11 protein-coding genes and 1 pseudogene are annotated in these 16,697 nt (G+C 54.7%); 9 read left to right on the top strand and 3 right to left on the bottom strand.

The window, feature by feature from the left end; genetic code table 11:
- From tnpA to AYI87_RS20815, 7 genes are all read left to right on the top strand, one after another.
- The coding region (gene tnpA, locus AYI87_RS20785; protein ID WP_144199381.1) for an IS200/IS605 family transposase at nt 1-256 on the top strand (256 nt) is incomplete at its 5' end.
- A gap of 258 nt (nt 257-514) precedes the next feature.
- Nucleotides 515-1,300 (top strand): tRNA pseudouridine(38-40) synthase TruA, encoded by a 786-nt coding sequence (gene truA / locus AYI87_RS20790; protein ID WP_144204481.1) that lies wholly within the window; start codon nt 515-517, stop codon nt 1,298-1,300.
- A gap of 44 nt (nt 1,301-1,344) precedes the next feature.
- Entirely contained in the window at nt 1,345-2,637 is a 1,293-nt protein-coding gene (gene folC / locus AYI87_RS20795; RefSeq protein WP_144204482.1) for a bifunctional tetrahydrofolate synthase/dihydrofolate synthase, read from the top strand.
- Nucleotides 2,638-3,342: a cell division protein DedD gene (gene dedD / locus AYI87_RS20800; protein ID WP_144204483.1), complete on the top strand. Its 705-nt coding sequence runs from the start codon at nt 2,638-2,640 to the stop codon at nt 3,340-3,342. It abuts the gene before it with no gap.
- A gap of 203 nt (nt 3,343-3,545) precedes the next feature.
- A complete protein-coding gene (locus AYI87_RS20805; RefSeq protein WP_011866100.1) occupies nt 3,546-4,034 on the top strand; it encodes a CvpA family protein in 489 nt (162 codons plus the stop codon).
- An 87-nt stretch (nt 4,035-4,121) separates the two neighbouring features.
- Entirely contained in the window at nt 4,122-5,636 is a 1,515-nt protein-coding gene (gene purF, locus AYI87_RS20810; RefSeq protein ID WP_011866099.1) for an amidophosphoribosyltransferase, read from the top strand.
- 233 nt (nt 5,637-5,869) lie between these two features.
- Nucleotides 5,870-7,987 (top strand): methyl-accepting chemotaxis protein, encoded by a 2,118-nt coding sequence (locus tag AYI87_RS20815; RefSeq protein ID WP_144204484.1) that lies wholly within the window; start codon nt 5,870-5,872, stop codon nt 7,985-7,987.
- A 159-nt stretch (nt 7,988-8,146) separates the two neighbouring features.
- Here AYI87_RS20815 and AYI87_RS20820 read toward each other — a convergent pair whose 3' ends face one another.
- Nucleotides 8,147-8,422: a hypothetical protein gene (locus tag AYI87_RS20820; RefSeq protein WP_144204485.1), complete on the bottom strand. Its 276-nt coding sequence runs from the start codon at nt 8,420-8,422 to the stop codon at nt 8,147-8,149.
- A 151-nt stretch (nt 8,423-8,573) separates the two neighbouring features.
- Between AYI87_RS20820 and AYI87_RS20825 the strand changes: the two genes are divergently transcribed.
- Complete coding sequence (locus AYI87_RS20825; protein WP_144204486.1) at nt 8,574-10,574, top strand: DNA topoisomerase III; 2,001 nt, start codon at nt 8,574-8,576, stop codon at nt 10,572-10,574.
- A gap of 110 nt (nt 10,575-10,684) precedes the next feature.
- On the opposite strand, the gene AYI87_RS20830 is transcribed toward AYI87_RS20825, so the two are convergent.
- Both AYI87_RS20830 and AYI87_RS20835 read right to left on the bottom strand, forming a co-directional pair.
- Nucleotides 10,685-12,628: a glycoside hydrolase family 97 protein gene (locus AYI87_RS20830; RefSeq protein WP_144204487.1), complete on the bottom strand. Its 1,944-nt coding sequence runs from the start codon at nt 12,626-12,628 to the stop codon at nt 10,685-10,687.
- Nucleotides 12,629-13,221: 593 nt separating this feature from the next.
- On the bottom strand, nt 13,222-16,026 hold the full coding sequence (locus AYI87_RS20835; protein WP_144204488.1) for a TonB-dependent receptor: 2,805 nt from the start codon (nt 16,024-16,026) through the stop codon (nt 13,222-13,224).
- A 428-nt stretch (nt 16,027-16,454) separates the two neighbouring features.
- On the opposite strand from AYI87_RS20835, the pseudogene AYI87_RS20840 reads away from it, so the two are divergent.
- Nucleotides 16,455-16,697, top strand: a pseudogene (locus AYI87_RS20840) (IS4 family transposase); the annotation flags it as partial.

Here is a 16,697-nt window from a genome sequence, read left to right on the forward strand (position 1 = left end):
TCTTGTGGTAAGAACTCCTCCAAGCTTGAGTGTTTCAGAGCTAATGGGGACTTTGAAAGGTCGTACGGCGATAAGGTTATTTAATAAATTTCCATACTTACGAAAGAAGAAGTTATGGGGTAACCATTTCTGGCAGAGAGGATATTTTGTAGATTCAGTTGGTGCCAACGAAGAGATAATTAGAAGATACGTAAAGCATCAGGATAGAAAAGCTAAAGAAGATGCAGAACGTCAGCAACAACTTGAGCTTTCATAACATCCAAAGGCACCCTTATAGGGTGCCTCAAAAGCAAAGCCACCTGCTATGCAGGTGGATTTTTACTATGGCGGCGAGCCAGGTCGGTAACTATCGGGATAGTTGACTCTCTACTTAACTATCTCCTTAACTATCTCCTTAACTATCAAGTTAACGTGCCATTTACTATCCAGTTAACACCTAGCTTGTGCTAGAATCCGCCGCCTAGCGAACAGATTTATTTAAACGTGAGTAATTAAACATGAGGACAGGTATTTCATGCGCGTAGCATTAGGTATCGAATATGATGGCAGCCGTTATTTTGGCTGGCAACGTCAGGCCGAGGTGGACTCGGTACAAGCCCAGCTCGAGAGAGCCCTATCTTTCGTTGCCAACGAACCTATTTCGATTCAATGCGCCGGACGTACCGACGCGGGCGTTCATGCCACGGGTCAGGTGGTGCATTTCGAGACCAATGCCGTGCGTAAAGAGAGTGCCTGGACATTAGGGGTCAATGTCAACCTGCCGGATGATATCGCCGTGCGCTGGGCCAAGGATGTGGATGACGAGTTCCACGCCCGCTTTACCGCCACCGCCCGCCGTTATCGCTACATGATCTATAACCATCAGTTTAGACCCGGCATTCTCCGCTCTGGCGTGAGCCACTATCCGGGGCAGATCGATGAGAGCAAGATGCATGAGGCGGCCCAGTATCTGCTGGGTGAGCAGGACTTTACCAGCTTTCGCGCCATTCAATGCCAGTCAAACACCCCATTTCGCTGTGTTCACGAGGTCAATGTGACCCGTCAGGGCATGTATATCTGTGTCGACATTAAGGCTAACGCCTTCTTGCATCACATGGTGCGTAATATCGTCGGCTCCCTGCTCGAGGTGGGTTATAGTCGCCAACCTGTGAGCTGGATTAAGGATCTGCTGGCGCTGAAGGATCGCACTCAGGCGGCGGCGACCGCCAAACCTAACGGCCTCTATCTGGTGGATGTGACCTATCCCGAGCACTATGCCTTACCTAAGCTGGCCCTGGGGCCACTGTTTATGCTCGATTAAACCAAACTAAATATCTGATTAACAAAGATTAAAAAGATTCTGATATGACGCCTGTACCCAACGCACAATCTGGCCTTAACGACTGGCTGAACCACCTGATGGCTATCCATCCCACAGAGATAGATATGGGCCTTGGCCGTGTCGCGGCCGTTGCCAAGGTCATGGCACTGGACAGCCTCGAGGGCACCAAGGTGGTGACCGTTGCCGGCACCAATGGCAAGGGAACCACCTGCGCCATGATAGAAGCCATCATGAGAGAAGCCGGCCAGCGCGTCGGTGTCTACAGCTCGCCCCACATGCTCAAATACAATGAGCGGGTACGCATCGACGGGGTGGATGCCAGCGACGAGGCGCTTATCGAGGCCTTCTGTGCCATAGATGCCGCACGCGGCGACACCTCGCTGACCTTCTTCGAATATGCCACCCTGGCCGGACTCTACCTGTTTAAGCAGGCGAAGCTGGATCTCGTGTTACTCGAGGTGGGGCTGGGTGGACGCCTGGATGCCACCAATATTATCGATGCCGATATCGCGGTGATCACCGCCATCGACATCGACCATCAGGAATACCTGGGCGATACCCGGGCATTGGTGGGCCGCGAGAAGGCGGGGATCATGCGCGCGGGCCGTCCCGTGGTGATAGGCGACCCAGACTTGCCGGTAAGCGTTGTTGAGTACGCCGAGTCTATCGGCGCCAAGATGGTAAGGGTGAATCACGAATTTAGCTACCAGGCGAGCGAGACTGAGTGGTGTTTTGAGCTAGGTGATATGCCTCAATCGTCTGTGCCCCAATTTTCATTGTCTGGCTTGCCACTGCCAACCTTACCCTTAGCCAATGCGGCAACCGCCCTGGCTGTGGTGCAGCAATTGCTGGCAGAACAGTTTGTGACAGAAGCGGCTCGCACATTTATTGATGCCGGGCTAAGCGGGGCTAAGTTAACCGGTCGTCTGGAGGTGGTCAGCGAGCAGCCTAAGATCATCTTAGATGTGGCTCATAATCCCCATGCGGCGGCCTATCTGGCCCAGCGACTCGAGGCTTACAAGGGTAAGCGTATATTCGCCCTGTGCGGCATGTTAAAAGATAAGGATTGCCGCACCGTGCTTGGCCTGCTCGAAGATCAGATCCACGCCTGGTATCTGACGGACCTTAACTGTGAGCGCAGCGCCAAGGCGCAAGATCTGCTCAGCTATCTGAGTGGCGACAAAGCTGCCTATGGGTTTGCCTCGGTTGAGCAGGCATACCGGGCGTTAAAGCCAGAGATTGGCCAATCCGATGTGGTAATTGTGTTTGGCTCCTTTTACACTGTGGCAGAGTTTAAGCAATTGGACCTAAGTTAAATGCAGGTGGATGAAGTAGAAGTCAAACAAGAGAAGGTATCGAGCCAGTTTCAAAACCGTCTGGTGGGCATCATAGTCTTGGTGGCCCTGGGGGTGATCTTTTTGCCCGATATCTTAGATGGGAAGAAGCAGCATCAGGAAGAGCAGTTTGCCGAGATCCCACTGCGGCCCCAGGCCGAGTCTCGCCTCGAAGAGCAGGAGAGCATTACGGCCATCGACCTGAGTGAGCAGCAGGCTCAGTTCGACCAGCAGGTGAGCGCCCAGAATGATAGCGCCAGCCAAGCCTCAGCCGAGCAGCAGGGGAGCAATGACGGCGTGCAGTCGAAAACGGACGCCTCTAATACTGACGAAGCTAAAACCAGCGAGTCTAAAACCAGTGAAGCTAAAACCAGTGAAGTTAGGCAAACCCCAGCGAAAGTCACGCAAGCTAAGGCGACTGAATCTAAGGTTGAGGTCGCAAGCTCGGCCTATACCCTGCAACTGGGCAGCTTTAAGAATGCCGATAATGTTAACGCCCTGGTCAAGCGACTGCGAGGCGAGGGCTACCGCGCCTATACGGTGCCGAAAAAGCCGGTGGATGGTCAGCTGACTAAGGTGTTCGTCGGCCCGGATATCTCCAAGAGCAAGCTACAGAAGTTGCAGACCAAGCTGGATAAGTTTACCGGCCTCAAGTCGGCGGTGGTCGATTATAACCCACTGCTGTGACCCAGCTCATTTGATCATACGCCCAGGCTTCGTCCTGGGCGTTTCTGTTTGTGGGTTCTGGCCAAAATGGCTTTAGGGCAGAACTCAGTGTCCGTAATTGCGGATAAACTAAATCACTTTTAAATCAGGCTAGGGGGTGAGAATGTCTTCAGTCTCTGGTAAAATCCCGCCGTCTTAATGCTAATGCTGGATCACCTTATTCAATGGTTTGGATCGATTATGCCATTATTGCGGTTATCGCAATCTCGACTTTAATTAGTCTGCTTCGTGGTTTCGTTAAGGAAGCCATGTCACTCGTGGTCTGGTTTGCCGCCTTCTTCGTGGCGAGTCAATTTTATGAAGATCTCGCCGTCTACCTGACCCAGATGCAAGATGAAATGGTGCGTAATGGCATCGCCATCGCCATCCTGTTCATCTCGACCCTTATTCTCGGTGCCTTAGTCAATTACCTTATCGGCCAACTTGTGGTCAAGACGGGCCTGTCTGGCACAGACAGGGTGTTGGGCCTCTGTTTTGGCGCCCTGCGCGGTGCACTCATCGTTAGCGCGATACTCTTTTTCCTGGACGCCTTTACCGGGGCGCCCAAGACAGACTGGTGGGCCAGCTCGCAACTGGTTCCCGAATTCGGTGTGGTTATCCAGTGGTTCTTTGACTACGTGGAAAACACCTCAAGCTTTGTACCTAAAATATAAGAATGCGTAAGCATAGGCGTGCCTTAACCTCAGGTCATGGCCGCAGATAATAATTATCAGAACATCTTAAAATGAGGAAACCTACCCATGTGTGGTATCGTCGGAATAGTTGGCCGAACATCGGTTAATCAGACAATCTATGATGCACTCACAGTGCTACAGCATCGTGGCCAAGACGCCGCGGGCATTGTCACCGTTGATGGCAATGCGTTTAGATTGCGTAAGGCCAATGGTCTGGTAAAAGACGTATTTGAACCTAAGCATATGCAGCGCCTGCAGGGCACCGCCGGCATAGGTCACGTGCGTTACCCAACTGCGGGTAGCTCGAGCGCGTCTGAGGCGCAACCTTTCTATGTTAACTCTCCTTTCGGGATCTCTCTGGCGCACAATGGCAACCTGACCAACACGGTCGAGCTGCACGAGCGTCTGGTGAAGCAACGTCGTCATGTGAACACCACCTCAGATTCTGAAGTCCTGCTTAACCTGTTGGCCGACGAGTTACAACACACCAAGAGCCAGTACCTCACTGCCGACGAGGTGTTTGAGGCGGTCACTAAGGTACACGAGCTGACACGTGGCGCTTACGCCGTGGCGGCGATGATCATCGGCCAGGGTCTGGTGGCGTTTCGTGACCCTTACGGCATTCGTCCACTGGTATTGGGTAAGAACGAGACAGAGCAGGGCACCGAATATATGGTGGCCTCTGAGAGTGTGGCGTTAGACGCCGTAGGTTTCGAGACGGTACGTGATGTCGCTCCAGGCGAAGCCATCTATATCTCGTTAGATGGTCAGCTCTATACCCGTCAGTGCGCCCAGTCGCCAAGCTATTCACCTTGTATCTTCGAATACGTTTACTTCGCCCGTCCAGACTCGACCATCGACAAGGTGTCTGTCTACGGCAGCCGCGTCAACATGGGCACCATGTTGGGTGAGAAGATCAAGAAAGAGTGGGAAGATCACGATATCGACGTGGTGATCCCGATCCCTGAAACTTCATGCGATATCGCCCTAGAGATCGCCCGTAACCTGGACCTGCCATACCGTCAGGGCTTCGTGAAGAATCGTTATATAGGACGTACCTTCATCATGCCCGGTCAGCAGGAGCGTAAGAAGTCGGTTCGCCGCAAGCTAAACGCCATCAACGCCGAGTTTAAGGGCAAGAACGTGCTGCTGGTGGATGACTCTATCGTGCGCGGTACTACCTCAGAGCAGATCATCGAGATGGCCCGCGAAGCCGGTGCCAAGAAGGTTTACTTCGCCTCGGCGGCCCCTGAGATCCGTTTCCCTAACGTCTATGGTATCGACATGCCGACCTCGAGCGAGCTGATCGCCCATGGTCGCGACGCGGAAGAGATCAACAAGCTGATTGGTGCCGATGGCATCATCTTCCAGGATCTGCAAGATCTGATCGAAGCCGTACGTCAGCAGAACCCGGATATCAAACGTTTCGAGACCTCAGTATTCGACGGCAATTATATTACCAACGACGTGGATCAGGCCTATCTGGATCACCTGACCCAGCTGCGTAACGACGATGCCAAGGCTAATCGCATCAAGGATATCGGCACTAATTTAGAGCTACATAACGTCTGTCATCCCTAAGGGATAGCACATGCGTCAGCTAAAAACTGGCCCCATGCGTTAGCTAAAAACCGACCCCTAGTGGTCGGTTTTTTTATGGGAGTGGTCGGTTTTTTTATGGGGCATTTTGCTACATATCTTCCCATGCGAGAGCAATTAAATACCTGATAGCATGGTGTTTTAATGCTTTAGTGCTATGTTTAATGAGTGAAAGTATTAAGCCTCGAGCCTGCCGTCATCCCTAGGAGTGATAAATGAAACACTTGTCCATCAGTACTAAGTTGCTTTGGATCACCTCAGCGCTATTTTTGATCATAGTCGCCATCCTCTCCTTTAGCCTCTGGTGGTCGCTCAGTGATAAAAATGCCCAGCTGGCAGGCCAGGTGCAAAGCGCTTTGCATGATGAGACCCGCCAGCGCCTCAGCGCACGGGCCGGCGAGTACGGCGAGCGGGTGGCGGGCTTTATCAACGAGGCCTATCGAATCCCCTTTTCGTTTGCCGGCATGATAGAGCAGAGCGCGGCTAGCCAGCCGTTATCTCGGGAAGGGGTAGAGGAGTCGGTGGCCGGCGTGCTGCGAAAGAACAGCCAGCTCTCTTCTATGTATGCCCAGTTCGAGCCCAACGGCTACGATGGCCGCGACGGCGATTATACCCAGCAGAGTAGCCACAGCGTACCCGAGGTGGGAACCCTGGAGATCTATTATACCCGCAGCGACGATGGCAGCGTCGAGCATCAACAGGTGGATGACGCCAGCGAGAAGTATGATGCTACCCTCAAGGAGTTTGGCGTACGCGAGGCCGAATGGTACCTGTGCGCCAAGGACACTAAGCAGCCTTGCCTGATGGAGCCCTACCTATATGAGATCAGCCCGGGCAACACGGCGCTGATGACCTCCTTGACCGTGCCTGTGGTGGTGAACGGCAGCTTTCGCGGCGTAATCGGCGTGGACGTTAATCTGCCTGTGTTTCAGAAGCTGATCGACGAGCTCTCGGCCAGCCTGTATCAAGGTAAGGCAAAGGTGACCCTGCTGAGCCAGAAGGGCTTAGTGGTGGCGGCCAGCCACTATGATAAGAAGGCGCGTCCACTGGGCGAGTCTATCGCCCCGTCACTTGCCAGTCAGTTGACCGGGCTGCATCGCCTGGGCGGTTACCTGGAGCAGGGGGATAACATCATAGTCGCCTATCCCATCGAGATCCCGCTCGCCAAGGCGCAGTGGTCGCTGGTGATTGAGGTGGCCAAGGCCGACGCCTATCAGGCGGCGAATGCCATGGATCAGGCGATGTCCGCCATGGCCAGCTCTCTGGGCAGCCTGCTGCTGATCGTAGGCGTCATCGTCTCACTGATCGCCGTGGTTACCATCGGCCTGGTGATCCGCTCTATTGTCGCGCCGCTCAAGGTGATTCAGAGCCGGGTGGAGAACTTAGCCAGCGCCGAGGGGGATCTGACCCAGCAGGTCACAGTGGAGTCCCACGCCGAACTCATCGCCTTGGGCGGTGGCATCAACGGCTTTATCAATAAGTTGAGGCTGCTGATCGGCGAGCTTAAGGAGCTGGCGTCACGCTCGCAGGCCGAGAGTCAGGTGGCGGCGGAGATAGCCCAGCAGACCCACAACAGCGTCAATCGTCAGTACAGTGATATCGAGAGTGTGGTAACTGCGGTTAATGAGATGAGCGCCACCGCGCTCGAGGTGGCCAAGGCGTCTGAGCAGACGGCGTCGGAGACCGAGGCGATGACCCTCAACGTCAAGGCAGGTGAAGACAGCCTGAGCCAGGCCATGGGCTATGTGACTCATATGTCTCAAGAATCCCTGCTGGCTAAGGAGGCCGTGGGTAAGGTGGCGGAAAGCAGCACCAACATCAGCAAGATCCTCGAGGTGATCAGCGCCATTGCCGAGCAGACCAATCTGCTGGCGCTTAACGCCGCCATCGAGGCCGCCCGCGCCGGTGAACAAGGCCGGGGCTTCGCCGTGGTCGCCGATGAGGTGCGCGCGCTGGCCTCCAAGACCCAGAGTTCGACCGATGAGATAGGCAAGTTGATCGAGGCGCTGCAGCGCGAGGTCAACAGTGCCTCGCAGATCATCGACCAAGGGGTGGATGGTGCCCAGCGCGCCGTGGCCCAGACAGAATCGGCTCTGAGTTCACTCAATACCATAGTGAATCAAATTCAGGAGGTCTCCAGCCAGGTGACCCATATCGCCACCGCCGCCGAGGAGCAGAGTGCCGTGACCGAAGAGGTCAGCCGTAACATCACAGGTATCTCTGATTCCGCCTCCGAGCTGGCGAGACTCGCCGACGAGGCCCAGCAGAGCAGTGCCAGCCTGGCGGGCCTGGTAGAGCAGCAACACCAGCAGCTGGGCAAGTTAAAGACCTAAAATGTCTTGGCATTGCGATAGGGCGTTTCCTGGGAGGCGCCTTTTTTTGTGGCCAGATGGCAGTCGCATCGAATGCACGGCTGTGGCTGTGGCTGTGGCAGGGGCCGCGGCCGCGGAAGAGCTAAGTTTTAGCTTAGAGGGGCAAGCGCAGGTTAGCGATCACACCGGCATGAGCAAACCCTGGCTTACCCATACCATTAGCCAGAGGCCGAATAGCAGTCCAAGGGCCGGTCTATGGTGCGCGCCATGGCGGGCGAGGGCAAACAGGGTGCCGGCGCAGCTTAGCAACAGCAGCAGGCTAAATTGCACCAAGGGATCCAGGCGCCAGGGAAAGAGGGAGGATGACAGCGAGAGTAACAGCAGCGCCGTCGTCATCAGCGTGGCGTAAATCAGTAGGCGTTCGGGTCGTTGTGGGGTCTTGAGTCGTGTGTGCATATCGGCCTCCGTGAATAGCCCTTAGACTAGCTATTAATGAGAATAGTTCTCAACTAAATTTACACGTAAGCATGAGATTGCCTTTCCTATTTGCGCCAAGGCCGCGAGTGGTTTAAAGTTACTGTTAATTTATACAGTAATTGATGTCAGCATGATCCTATACATAGCAGAGAAGCCCAGTCTCGGGCGGGCAATCGCCGATGTGTTACCTAAACCCCACAAGAAGGGCGAGGGCTATATCACGGCGGCCAATGGCGATACCGTCTCCTGGTGCATAGGGCACCTGCTGGAGCAGGCCGAGCCCGACAGCTATGATCCCGCCTTCAAGTCCTGGTCGTTCGACCATCTTCCCATAGTGCCGCAGCAGTGGAAGATGACCCCCAAGAGCAAGACCCGTGGTCAGCTCAGTGTGCTGAGAAAATTGGTCAAGCAGGCCAGTCAGTTGGTGAACGCCGGGGACCCTGACCGTGAAGGTCAGCTGCTGGTGGATGAGGTGATCGCCTATCTCGGGGTCAAGGGCGACAAGCTAGAACAGACCCAGCGCCTGCTGGTGAGCGACCTCAATCCCCAGGCCGTTAAACGGGCCTTGGGGCAGCTGCGTAGCAACCGAGAGTTTATCCCCCTGTCGACCTCGGCCTTGGCGCGTTCTCGCGCCGACTGGCTTTATGGCATGAACATGACCCGCGCCTATACGCTGCAGGGCCGTAAGGTGGGCTATCAGGGGGTGCTCTCTGTCGGTCGAGTGCAGACGCCCCTGTTGGGCCTGGTGGTGCGCCGCGATGAGGCCATTGTGAATTTCGTCAGCAAGCCTTTCTATGAGGTGCTGGCCAATCTCTATACCCAAGAGCAGGCGCATTTTAAGGCTAAGTGGCAGCCCAGTGAGGCCTGTCAGCCCTACATGGATGAGGAGGGGCGGGTGCTGTCGCGCCGTCTGGCGGAAAACGTGGTGGGGCGGATCACAGAGCAGCCCGCCAAGGTGACGGATCTGCAGGCCAAAGATAAGCAGCAGGGGCAACCCTTACCCTATAACCTGTCGTCGCTGCAGATAGATGCGGCGAAGCGATTCGGCATGAGCGCCAAGACGGTGCTCGATACCTGTCAGTCATTGTATGAGAAACATAAGCTGATCACCTATCCGCGCTCCGATAGCCGTTATCTGCCCAAGGAGCAGCTGGCCCTGGCCCCCAGGGTGATCGATGCCGTGCTCAAGGGAGCAGGCGAACTCACCGCCCAGTGCGCCGCGCCGGATCTTAAGATAGTCTCCAAGGCCTGGAACGATGCCAAGGTGGATGCCCACCACGCCATAGTGCCCACCGAGAAGGTGGCCAACCTGAGTGCCCTGAGTCAGGCTGAGAAACAGATCTACCTGCAACTGGCCCGTCAATATCTGGCGCAGTTTTACCCCGTCTATCGTTACCATGAGACTCAGGTCGAGGTGGAGATCGCCGGCGGCCATTTTCACACCAAGGCCAAACAGGAGATCGCCCCCGGCTGGAAACAGCTGTTCCCTAAGCGCAGCGATGACAAGGCCGACGGCGAGGGCGACGAGGCCCTGGCCCAGCTGCCGCCGCTACATAAGGGGCAGATGCTGCACTCTGGCCAGGGAGAGCTTATCGAGAAGCAGACCCAGCCTCCCAAGGCCTTTACCGATGCCACCCTGCTGAGCGCCATGACGGGGATCAGCCGCTATGTGACTAACCCAGAGATCCGTAAGATCCTCAAGGAAACCGACGGTCTGGGCACGGAGGCAACCCGCGCCGGGATCATTGAGTTGCTGTTCAAGCGTGGTTTTCTGGCCCGCCAGGGGAAGTCTATCGTCTCGACCGCGGTCGGGCGCGGCCTCATCAACAGCCTGCCCGAATCTGCCACCACGCCTGATATGACGGCGCTGTGGGAGAGTCACCTGGATGCCATCAGCCGTAAAGAGGCCAAGTACCTAAGCTTCATGGCGCCGCTAGTCGAGTCGCTCAATGGGCTTATCATGCAGGCCGGTGCCCAGCTGCCCAAGGCCTTGCAAGGTGTCGAAGCGCCTAAGCGTTCGTTTAAGAAGCGTGGCTATGGTAATCGACGCGGCACGGCGACGGGTGCTAAAGGCAAGGCTAGCGGGGCGAAAAAGACTGCGACTAGAACCGCGGCTAAGGCAAAAGCCTAAATAAGCGCCTAAATAAGAATCTGAGCAAGAGATAAGGGCCTAAGCAAGGGCATAGGTAAGGGCCTGAACGCATGGAAACTTAAGCGACTCAGACCCTTGGAGTGGGGCGTTTAACGTTTGATCAGCTGTATGGCATAGCCGCCGTTGGCCGCCATGTTGAGATCTAGGCTGTCGCCCTTGGTAACGGTTTTCTTGATCAGCTTATAGTCTTCGGCGAAGTTACCCGCGTTGATGCCATCTTGCAGCAGCTGCATCTCATACTCACCATCTCCGAGGAAATCCAGGTTGATCCGCTGGCTTCTCGCCTGGGTATTGGTCATGGCGCCTATGTACCAGTTATCACCCGCGCGGCGCGCTATGGTGAAATACTCGCCTATGCTGGCATGCAGCACCTTAAAGTCATCCCATACCGTAGGAATGGCGGCGATAAAGCGCGGGATCTCAGGCTCGGCGCGGTAGCTGGTGGGAGTGTCGGCGAGCATCTGCAGCGGGCTCTCGTAGATCACATACATGGCGATCTGCTGCGCCCGGGTGGTGAGGCTCATGGGACGAGACCAGACCTTGTTGAAGTTCTTCTGCTGGGCATTGGCCATGGCGCCCGGGGTGTAATCCAGCGGGCCAGCTATCATGCGAATGAAGGGCAGATGCAGGTTGTGGGTCGAGGTTACCTCAGACCATTTGTTATTTTCCAGTCCTCTAACCCCTTCGCGGGTCATCACGTTGGGGTAGGTTCTGTGGATCCCAGCAGGCTTGTAGGATCCATGGAAGTTGACCATTAACTTATATTTGGCGGCCATGGCAGCGGCGCGCCAGTAGAAATCCACCCGCTTGATGCTGTCGCTGTCCATGAAGTCTATCTTGACGCCGTTGATCCCCCATTTTGCGTAGAGTTTAAACGCCTCTTCCAGGTTCTTGTCCAGCGCCGAGTAGGGCACCCAGAGCTGCACCCCGACACCTTTTTCCTTGGCATGGGCGATGATCGCCTGCATGTCTATGCCTGGCAGCACGGTAAGCACATCTTCCTGTGATGACCAGCCATCGTCGATAAGGATGTTTTCGATACCAAAGTCGGCGGCAAAATCGGCGTAGTATTGGTAGGTCTCTGTGTTGATCCCCGCCTTGAAGTCGACCCCCTTGAGGTTGTTCTCGTTATACCAGTCCCAGGCGATCTTGCCGGGTTTGATCCACGAGGTGTCTTCGATGCGTGACGGCTCGGCCAGGGTGTAGCTCATCTGGTTGTCGAGCAGGTCTGCGTCGCTACGGGCGATGGCCAGGATGCGCCAGGGATAGCTGCGAGACTTACTGACCACGCCATAGTCCTTTGTGTACTGCTCATCTTTATCCAGCTCAAATGGGTGCACACCATAGACATTGCCATCACCTTTGCCCCTTAGCCAGAGACCGGGATAGCTCTGCAGATCTGTCTCTGTCAGCAGTACATTGACGCCATTGACCACAAACAGGGCTGGTAGGCTACCTAGCTCGTCCTTGTCTATCCCCTTGACGGCAATGGGAGTGAATCTGGGCTGGGTGGCGCTGGCAAACTTTTTCTCGAAGGGGAAGTAGGCGAAGGCACCTTTGGCGAAGTTAAATTCGGCCTGCTCAGAGGTGAGGGCACTCTTGCCAGACTGCTGGGCGCTGAAACGATAGGCGACCCCTTCATCGAAGGCGCGAAACTCCACCCGGTAATTATCTTTAAAACTCAGGCTCAACTGGTTGTATTGGTTGTCTATCTTGGCGGTACGCACCTTGACAACCGGGGTGAGCTGCTCTGAGATGGCACTGCGCTTGACCTCAACAACCTGAGGCGCGTTGCCGAGGGCCGTGCCATCGGCAAAGGTCATGGCGATGTGTGATGGGGCCAGGATGGTCTGGCCATCGACGCTGACGCGATAGCTAAGTTGCTCCTCGGCGATGACATCGACCAAGATGCTTCCATCCGGGGAGCTGAGTTGATAGGTCTCGCCCACGGCCAGTGCGCTGGGAAGCGTTAGCACTCCTGCCAACATCAGCTGCTTATACGCCTGGGGCGCCGTCAAAAAACGCTGCAACATGTTTCATTACTCCTGATTCATACGGGGAAATTCCCGAAGGTAAGTCATTGAAGCATGTCGATTGACGCCCCGGCGCATGAAAATGAGGCTAATATTTCCCGAAAAATAACCTTATATCTGGCCTCGTTTGATCTGCCAATGTTTGATCCACCATAAAGGTATTTAGCTGGATTAAAATGTCATAGAAGTTAAGCCGTCCACTGTCGATATGCGTTGAGCGTGTGCTAGTGATTCTAAGGAATTTCCTTAACATCATCGATATAGCTGAGGGCGCTGTATGCCCCGGCAAACAAAGCTGCCTAGGCGAGTTGGCGTTTAGGGTTTAAAGGCGCTTCTCGTGCAAGCTCTCCCCTTAGATGGTGGTGGTTTTATAGCAATGACTATCTAAAAACTAAGTCATAGAGTTTGACACATTCAAGGCCTGTTTAGCCTAAAAGTCGTTTGCGAAAAATTATAAATTATTCATTAATATCAGTTTGATAAGCTAATTCTCTAGGCGAGAACTGGGCATAAAAAAGCCCATCACCTAGTGGTAATGGGCGAACAAAACGATTGCTTAAATTGTCTTTGAGCGAATCATTTAACAAGGGAGATTAAAACTTGAAGCGAACCCCCGCACGATAGCTACGACCCCAGCTGGAGATATAGTCTACGTGGTTCTTGTCCCCGTTCAGGTACTGCACATAATTGGGGTCAAGCAGGTTGTTGGCCTCGAAGGTGAGGGTGAGATTGTCTGTGACGTCATAGCCCACCTGCATATCCAGCTGGCCCCATTCGTCGACCTGTAGGGTCTCTGAGGTCCAGTCGTTGAGGGCATTTGACCAATACCACTGCTTGCCCAGGCTGTACTCGGAGCGATAGTTATAGGCCACATTAACCTTAAGCCCATGGTTCTCGTAGAAGGCGACCACATTGTACTGATGATCAGACAACCCCTTAAACGGCAACGGCTCGCCATCCTCCGTATATTCACCCGACTCGCTGTTGTTATAGGTATAGTTGGCTTGCACACCGAAGCCCGCGAGGGCATCAGGCAGGAAATCGTCGAAGGTCTGGAGCCAGTTCAGCTCATAACCCCGGATACGCGACTGGTTTTCATCGTCGTTGTAGGGGCGGGTGACCTCGAAGCTGGCGCCATTGATGGTTTCCCGCGTCGGCTCGTAGATCACGAAGCCATGCAGCTCCTTGTAGTAGAAGGCCAGGTTAAGGGTGCCGCTGTCGCTGTAGTACCACTCAAGCGTGGTATCGAGCTGATCGGCATAGTAGGGCTCCAGGCCGGGATCATTCTCATAGATGAAGTTTTCCGGCGGCGTCTTCTCCTCGTTTTGCCAGATAGAGGTAACCGGCGACAGGTTGGTCAGCGGCGGACGAGAGATCGCCTGTGACAGCGACAGACGCCAGACCAAATCATCGGTTAGCCCCAGCTTACCGTTGAAGCTCGGCAGCAGCTTGTTGTAGTTGCCTTCAAACTCCACCAGGCCGACGGTATCCACCGCGTCGGTAAACAGGCCGTTTTCATCGAAGGCGATGTTGGCCGGATCCTGAGAGTAGCCCCAGGAGGTGACGGTAGTGTCTATGTAGCGCAGACCGAAGTCGAGCATGTAGGGCATGCCGGCAATCTCATCTTCGAGGATCAGCTCGGCGTAGGCGTGAATGGTCTCCTCTTTCACCCCATAGGTGTTGCCGCCGGTGAGGTTAGGTCTGGGCACCAGGTATTGGTCGAACGCCTCGCTGTCCAGGGATCGGTAGTAGTCGAACAGTCCGGGAATGTTGATCCCCGCCCAGGTGTTGGGCAGGTTGGCGTTTGAGCTGCCCATGAAGTCGTCGAAGTTGCCCGGATTGAGCGCTGTTGCTGGTAGCGGCCCCCATAGGGTGTTGCCGGCGATATCCACCTTCTCACTGTCGGGGGCATTGATCCACTCGCTCTCTGTGGTGCCGTTACGGAAGGTGTAGGCGCTGGGATTTTCCTGGCTCCAGTAGGTCTTGCCCTTGTCCTGCATGTTATAGCCGGTGCCGAACAGCACCTTGCTGATGATGCCATCGTCCGGCTCATAGGTGCCATTGAAGTTGAAGTTACCCGTCTTGTCCTTCACCTTGTCGCCGTCAATGCGGGCATACCAGGCGCCATAGTCGATATTCTCATCCAGCACGGTATCGCCAAAGGAGATGTCGGGCACCTGCTCGCCGTTGTCCCAGTTGACCGTGAGGGTGTCGATGGCGGTACGCACCACCACCCAGCTGACTGCTGCCGAGGCATCTTCCGCCTCAGAGTAGGCCAGGTCGACGTTAAAGTTAAAGTTGTCCCAGATATAGTTGAGGTTCAGCCCCACCTGCATGGCATCGCTGTCGCGGGGATTTTGCGATTCCAGCAGCTCGGCGATGGCGGGGGAGTCCATGTTGCCTGGCTCACCGATAGTAATACTGTTGGTGTGACCATCGGCGCCAAACTGCACATTCTGAATGTTATCCAGGTTGGTGCCCTCAAACAGGGCCAGGGAGATCATGTTCCCCGTGGATTCAATCTCATACTTGGTATAGAGGGCGTCGAAGTTGATGTCCAGGTTCGGGGTCGGACGCCACTGCAGGGCCAGCGTACCGCCGCTGCGCTTGCGCTGATCCGTACTTACCATGATGTTAGGCCAGCTGGGGAAGCGGCCCGATACGTTAGGATCGCCATTTGGCATCAGCTCGGCCTCGCTCCACTCGTTCCAGCCCCACTGGGCGCTGTGGCTGTCGAAGCGGGTGAAAGAGGAGGTGTGGTTGGCGGAGATCAAGATCCCCAGCTCGTCGTCGTTAAAGGTCTCGCTGATCAGCAGCGAGGCCTGGGGATCTGTCTCCCCGGCGCGCTCGTTATAATAACCCTCGATAGAGCCGGCTACCTTACTGCCCACGTTGAGGGGCTTGAGGGTGTCGATGTTGATGATGGCGCCTATGCCGCCTTCGGGCAGGGAGGCCTGCTGGGTCTTGTTGACCTGAATGCCGCCAATCAGCTCGGCGGCGATCAGATCATAGTTAAAGTCGCGCCCGACGGTTTCCGAGGCGATCTTTCTGCCGTTGAGCGTAGTGACGTTGTAGTCGCCGGATAGTCCGCGCACGGTCACGCTCTGCCCCTCGCCGCGCAGGCGGTTAACGCTCACCCCAGGGATGCGCTGCATCGCCTCGGCGACGTTGCTGTCGGGAAATTTACCTATATCTTCGGCGACCAGGGCGTCGACCACGTTGTCGGCTTCCTTCTTGATCGACTGCGCCTCTTTCAGACTGCTTAAGATCCCCCGCACCTCGATGACTTCTATCTCGGTCTCATCATTTTGTTGCTTCTCTTCGTCCTCGGCCCCATAGGCGGGAAGTGAAGAGGCCAATGCAAGGCTAATCGCAAAGGCAAGATAATTTCTTTTCATAGTGTTCCCTTCGTGTTTTCAGGCTTTTTGAGCTTTATTGTTTGGGCTGAATTAATTCTTATCAGGCTCAATAAACTAATTTTTGAAATCAGTTCACCCTGATATTTATATCCCCGAGACTGGAAGGGAAACTTCCCGAAATAGTGCCTATGATTTCCAGAAAATATCCTAACGAACATTTAACATTAGGCGCTTTCATGCTCGCTACTTGAGTAAGTTTCACTCTGAACCTTCCTGAAAATCAGGTATAAATTCCCGAAAAATAACTTATGTTTGTTAATCAAATGTATTTGGGTTAGGTTCGCTTGAGGTGGCTTAACCGGGGTCTAGGGAATCCCCAGATAATTCCCTTTTTATTCAATTCAGTAGACACGCATGGTGTTGATTGATCTAATTGATTTCGCCAAAAAACTACCAGATCCAACACCATGCGTGATGTCCATACCTTACACGATTTACTCAAAAAGCAATGCCCGCAAATACATCAAAAACGGCTTAATTCTCTGATGGTTGCTACAGAAGCGTTACTTGATGGCAATCAGTTGTCACTCACTCAGCTTGGTCGCAATATCTCTGGTGCGGTGGCGCCAAAGCACAACATCAAACGGATAGACAGGCTACTCGGCAACCCGCATCTACACTCTGATAAATTCGCTATTTATCAATGGCAT

The sequence above is a fragment of the Shewanella sp. KCT genome (genome assembly GCF_007636505.1).
GTDB classification, from domain to species: Bacteria; Pseudomonadota; Gammaproteobacteria; order Enterobacterales; family Shewanellaceae; genus Shewanella; species Shewanella halotolerans.

Bases quoted from the DNA above. Each gene is read 5' to 3' on its own strand.
- AYI87_RS20820 (WP_144204485.1), bottom strand. From the start codon at position 8,422: ATGCACACACGACTCAAGACCCCACAACGACCCGAACGCCTACTGATT.
- dedD (WP_144204483.1), top strand. From the start codon at position 2,638: ATGCAGGTGGATGAAGTAGAAGTCAAACAAGAGAAGGTATCGAGCCAG.
- folC (WP_144204482.1), top strand. From the start codon at position 1,345: ATGACGCCTGTACCCAACGCACAATCTGGCCTTAACGACTGGCTGAAC.
- AYI87_RS20815 (WP_144204484.1), top strand. From the start codon at position 5,870: ATGAAACACTTGTCCATCAGTACTAAGTTGCTTTGGATCACCTCAGCG.
- purF (WP_011866099.1), top strand. From the start codon at position 4,122: ATGTGTGGTATCGTCGGAATAGTTGGCCGAACATCGGTTAATCAGACA.
- AYI87_RS20805 (WP_011866100.1), top strand. From the start codon at position 3,546: ATGGTTTGGATCGATTATGCCATTATTGCGGTTATCGCAATCTCGACT.
- AYI87_RS20835 (WP_144204488.1), bottom strand. From the start codon at position 16,026: ATGAAAAGAAATTATCTTGCCTTTGCGATTAGCCTTGCATTGGCCTCT.
- AYI87_RS20830 (WP_144204487.1), bottom strand. From the start codon at position 12,628: ATGTTGCAGCGTTTTTTGACGGCGCCCCAGGCGTATAAGCAGCTGATG.
- truA (WP_144204481.1), top strand. From the start codon at position 515: ATGCGCGTAGCATTAGGTATCGAATATGATGGCAGCCGTTATTTTGGC.
- AYI87_RS20825 (WP_144204486.1), top strand. From the start codon at position 8,574: ATGATCCTATACATAGCAGAGAAGCCCAGTCTCGGGCGGGCAATCGCC.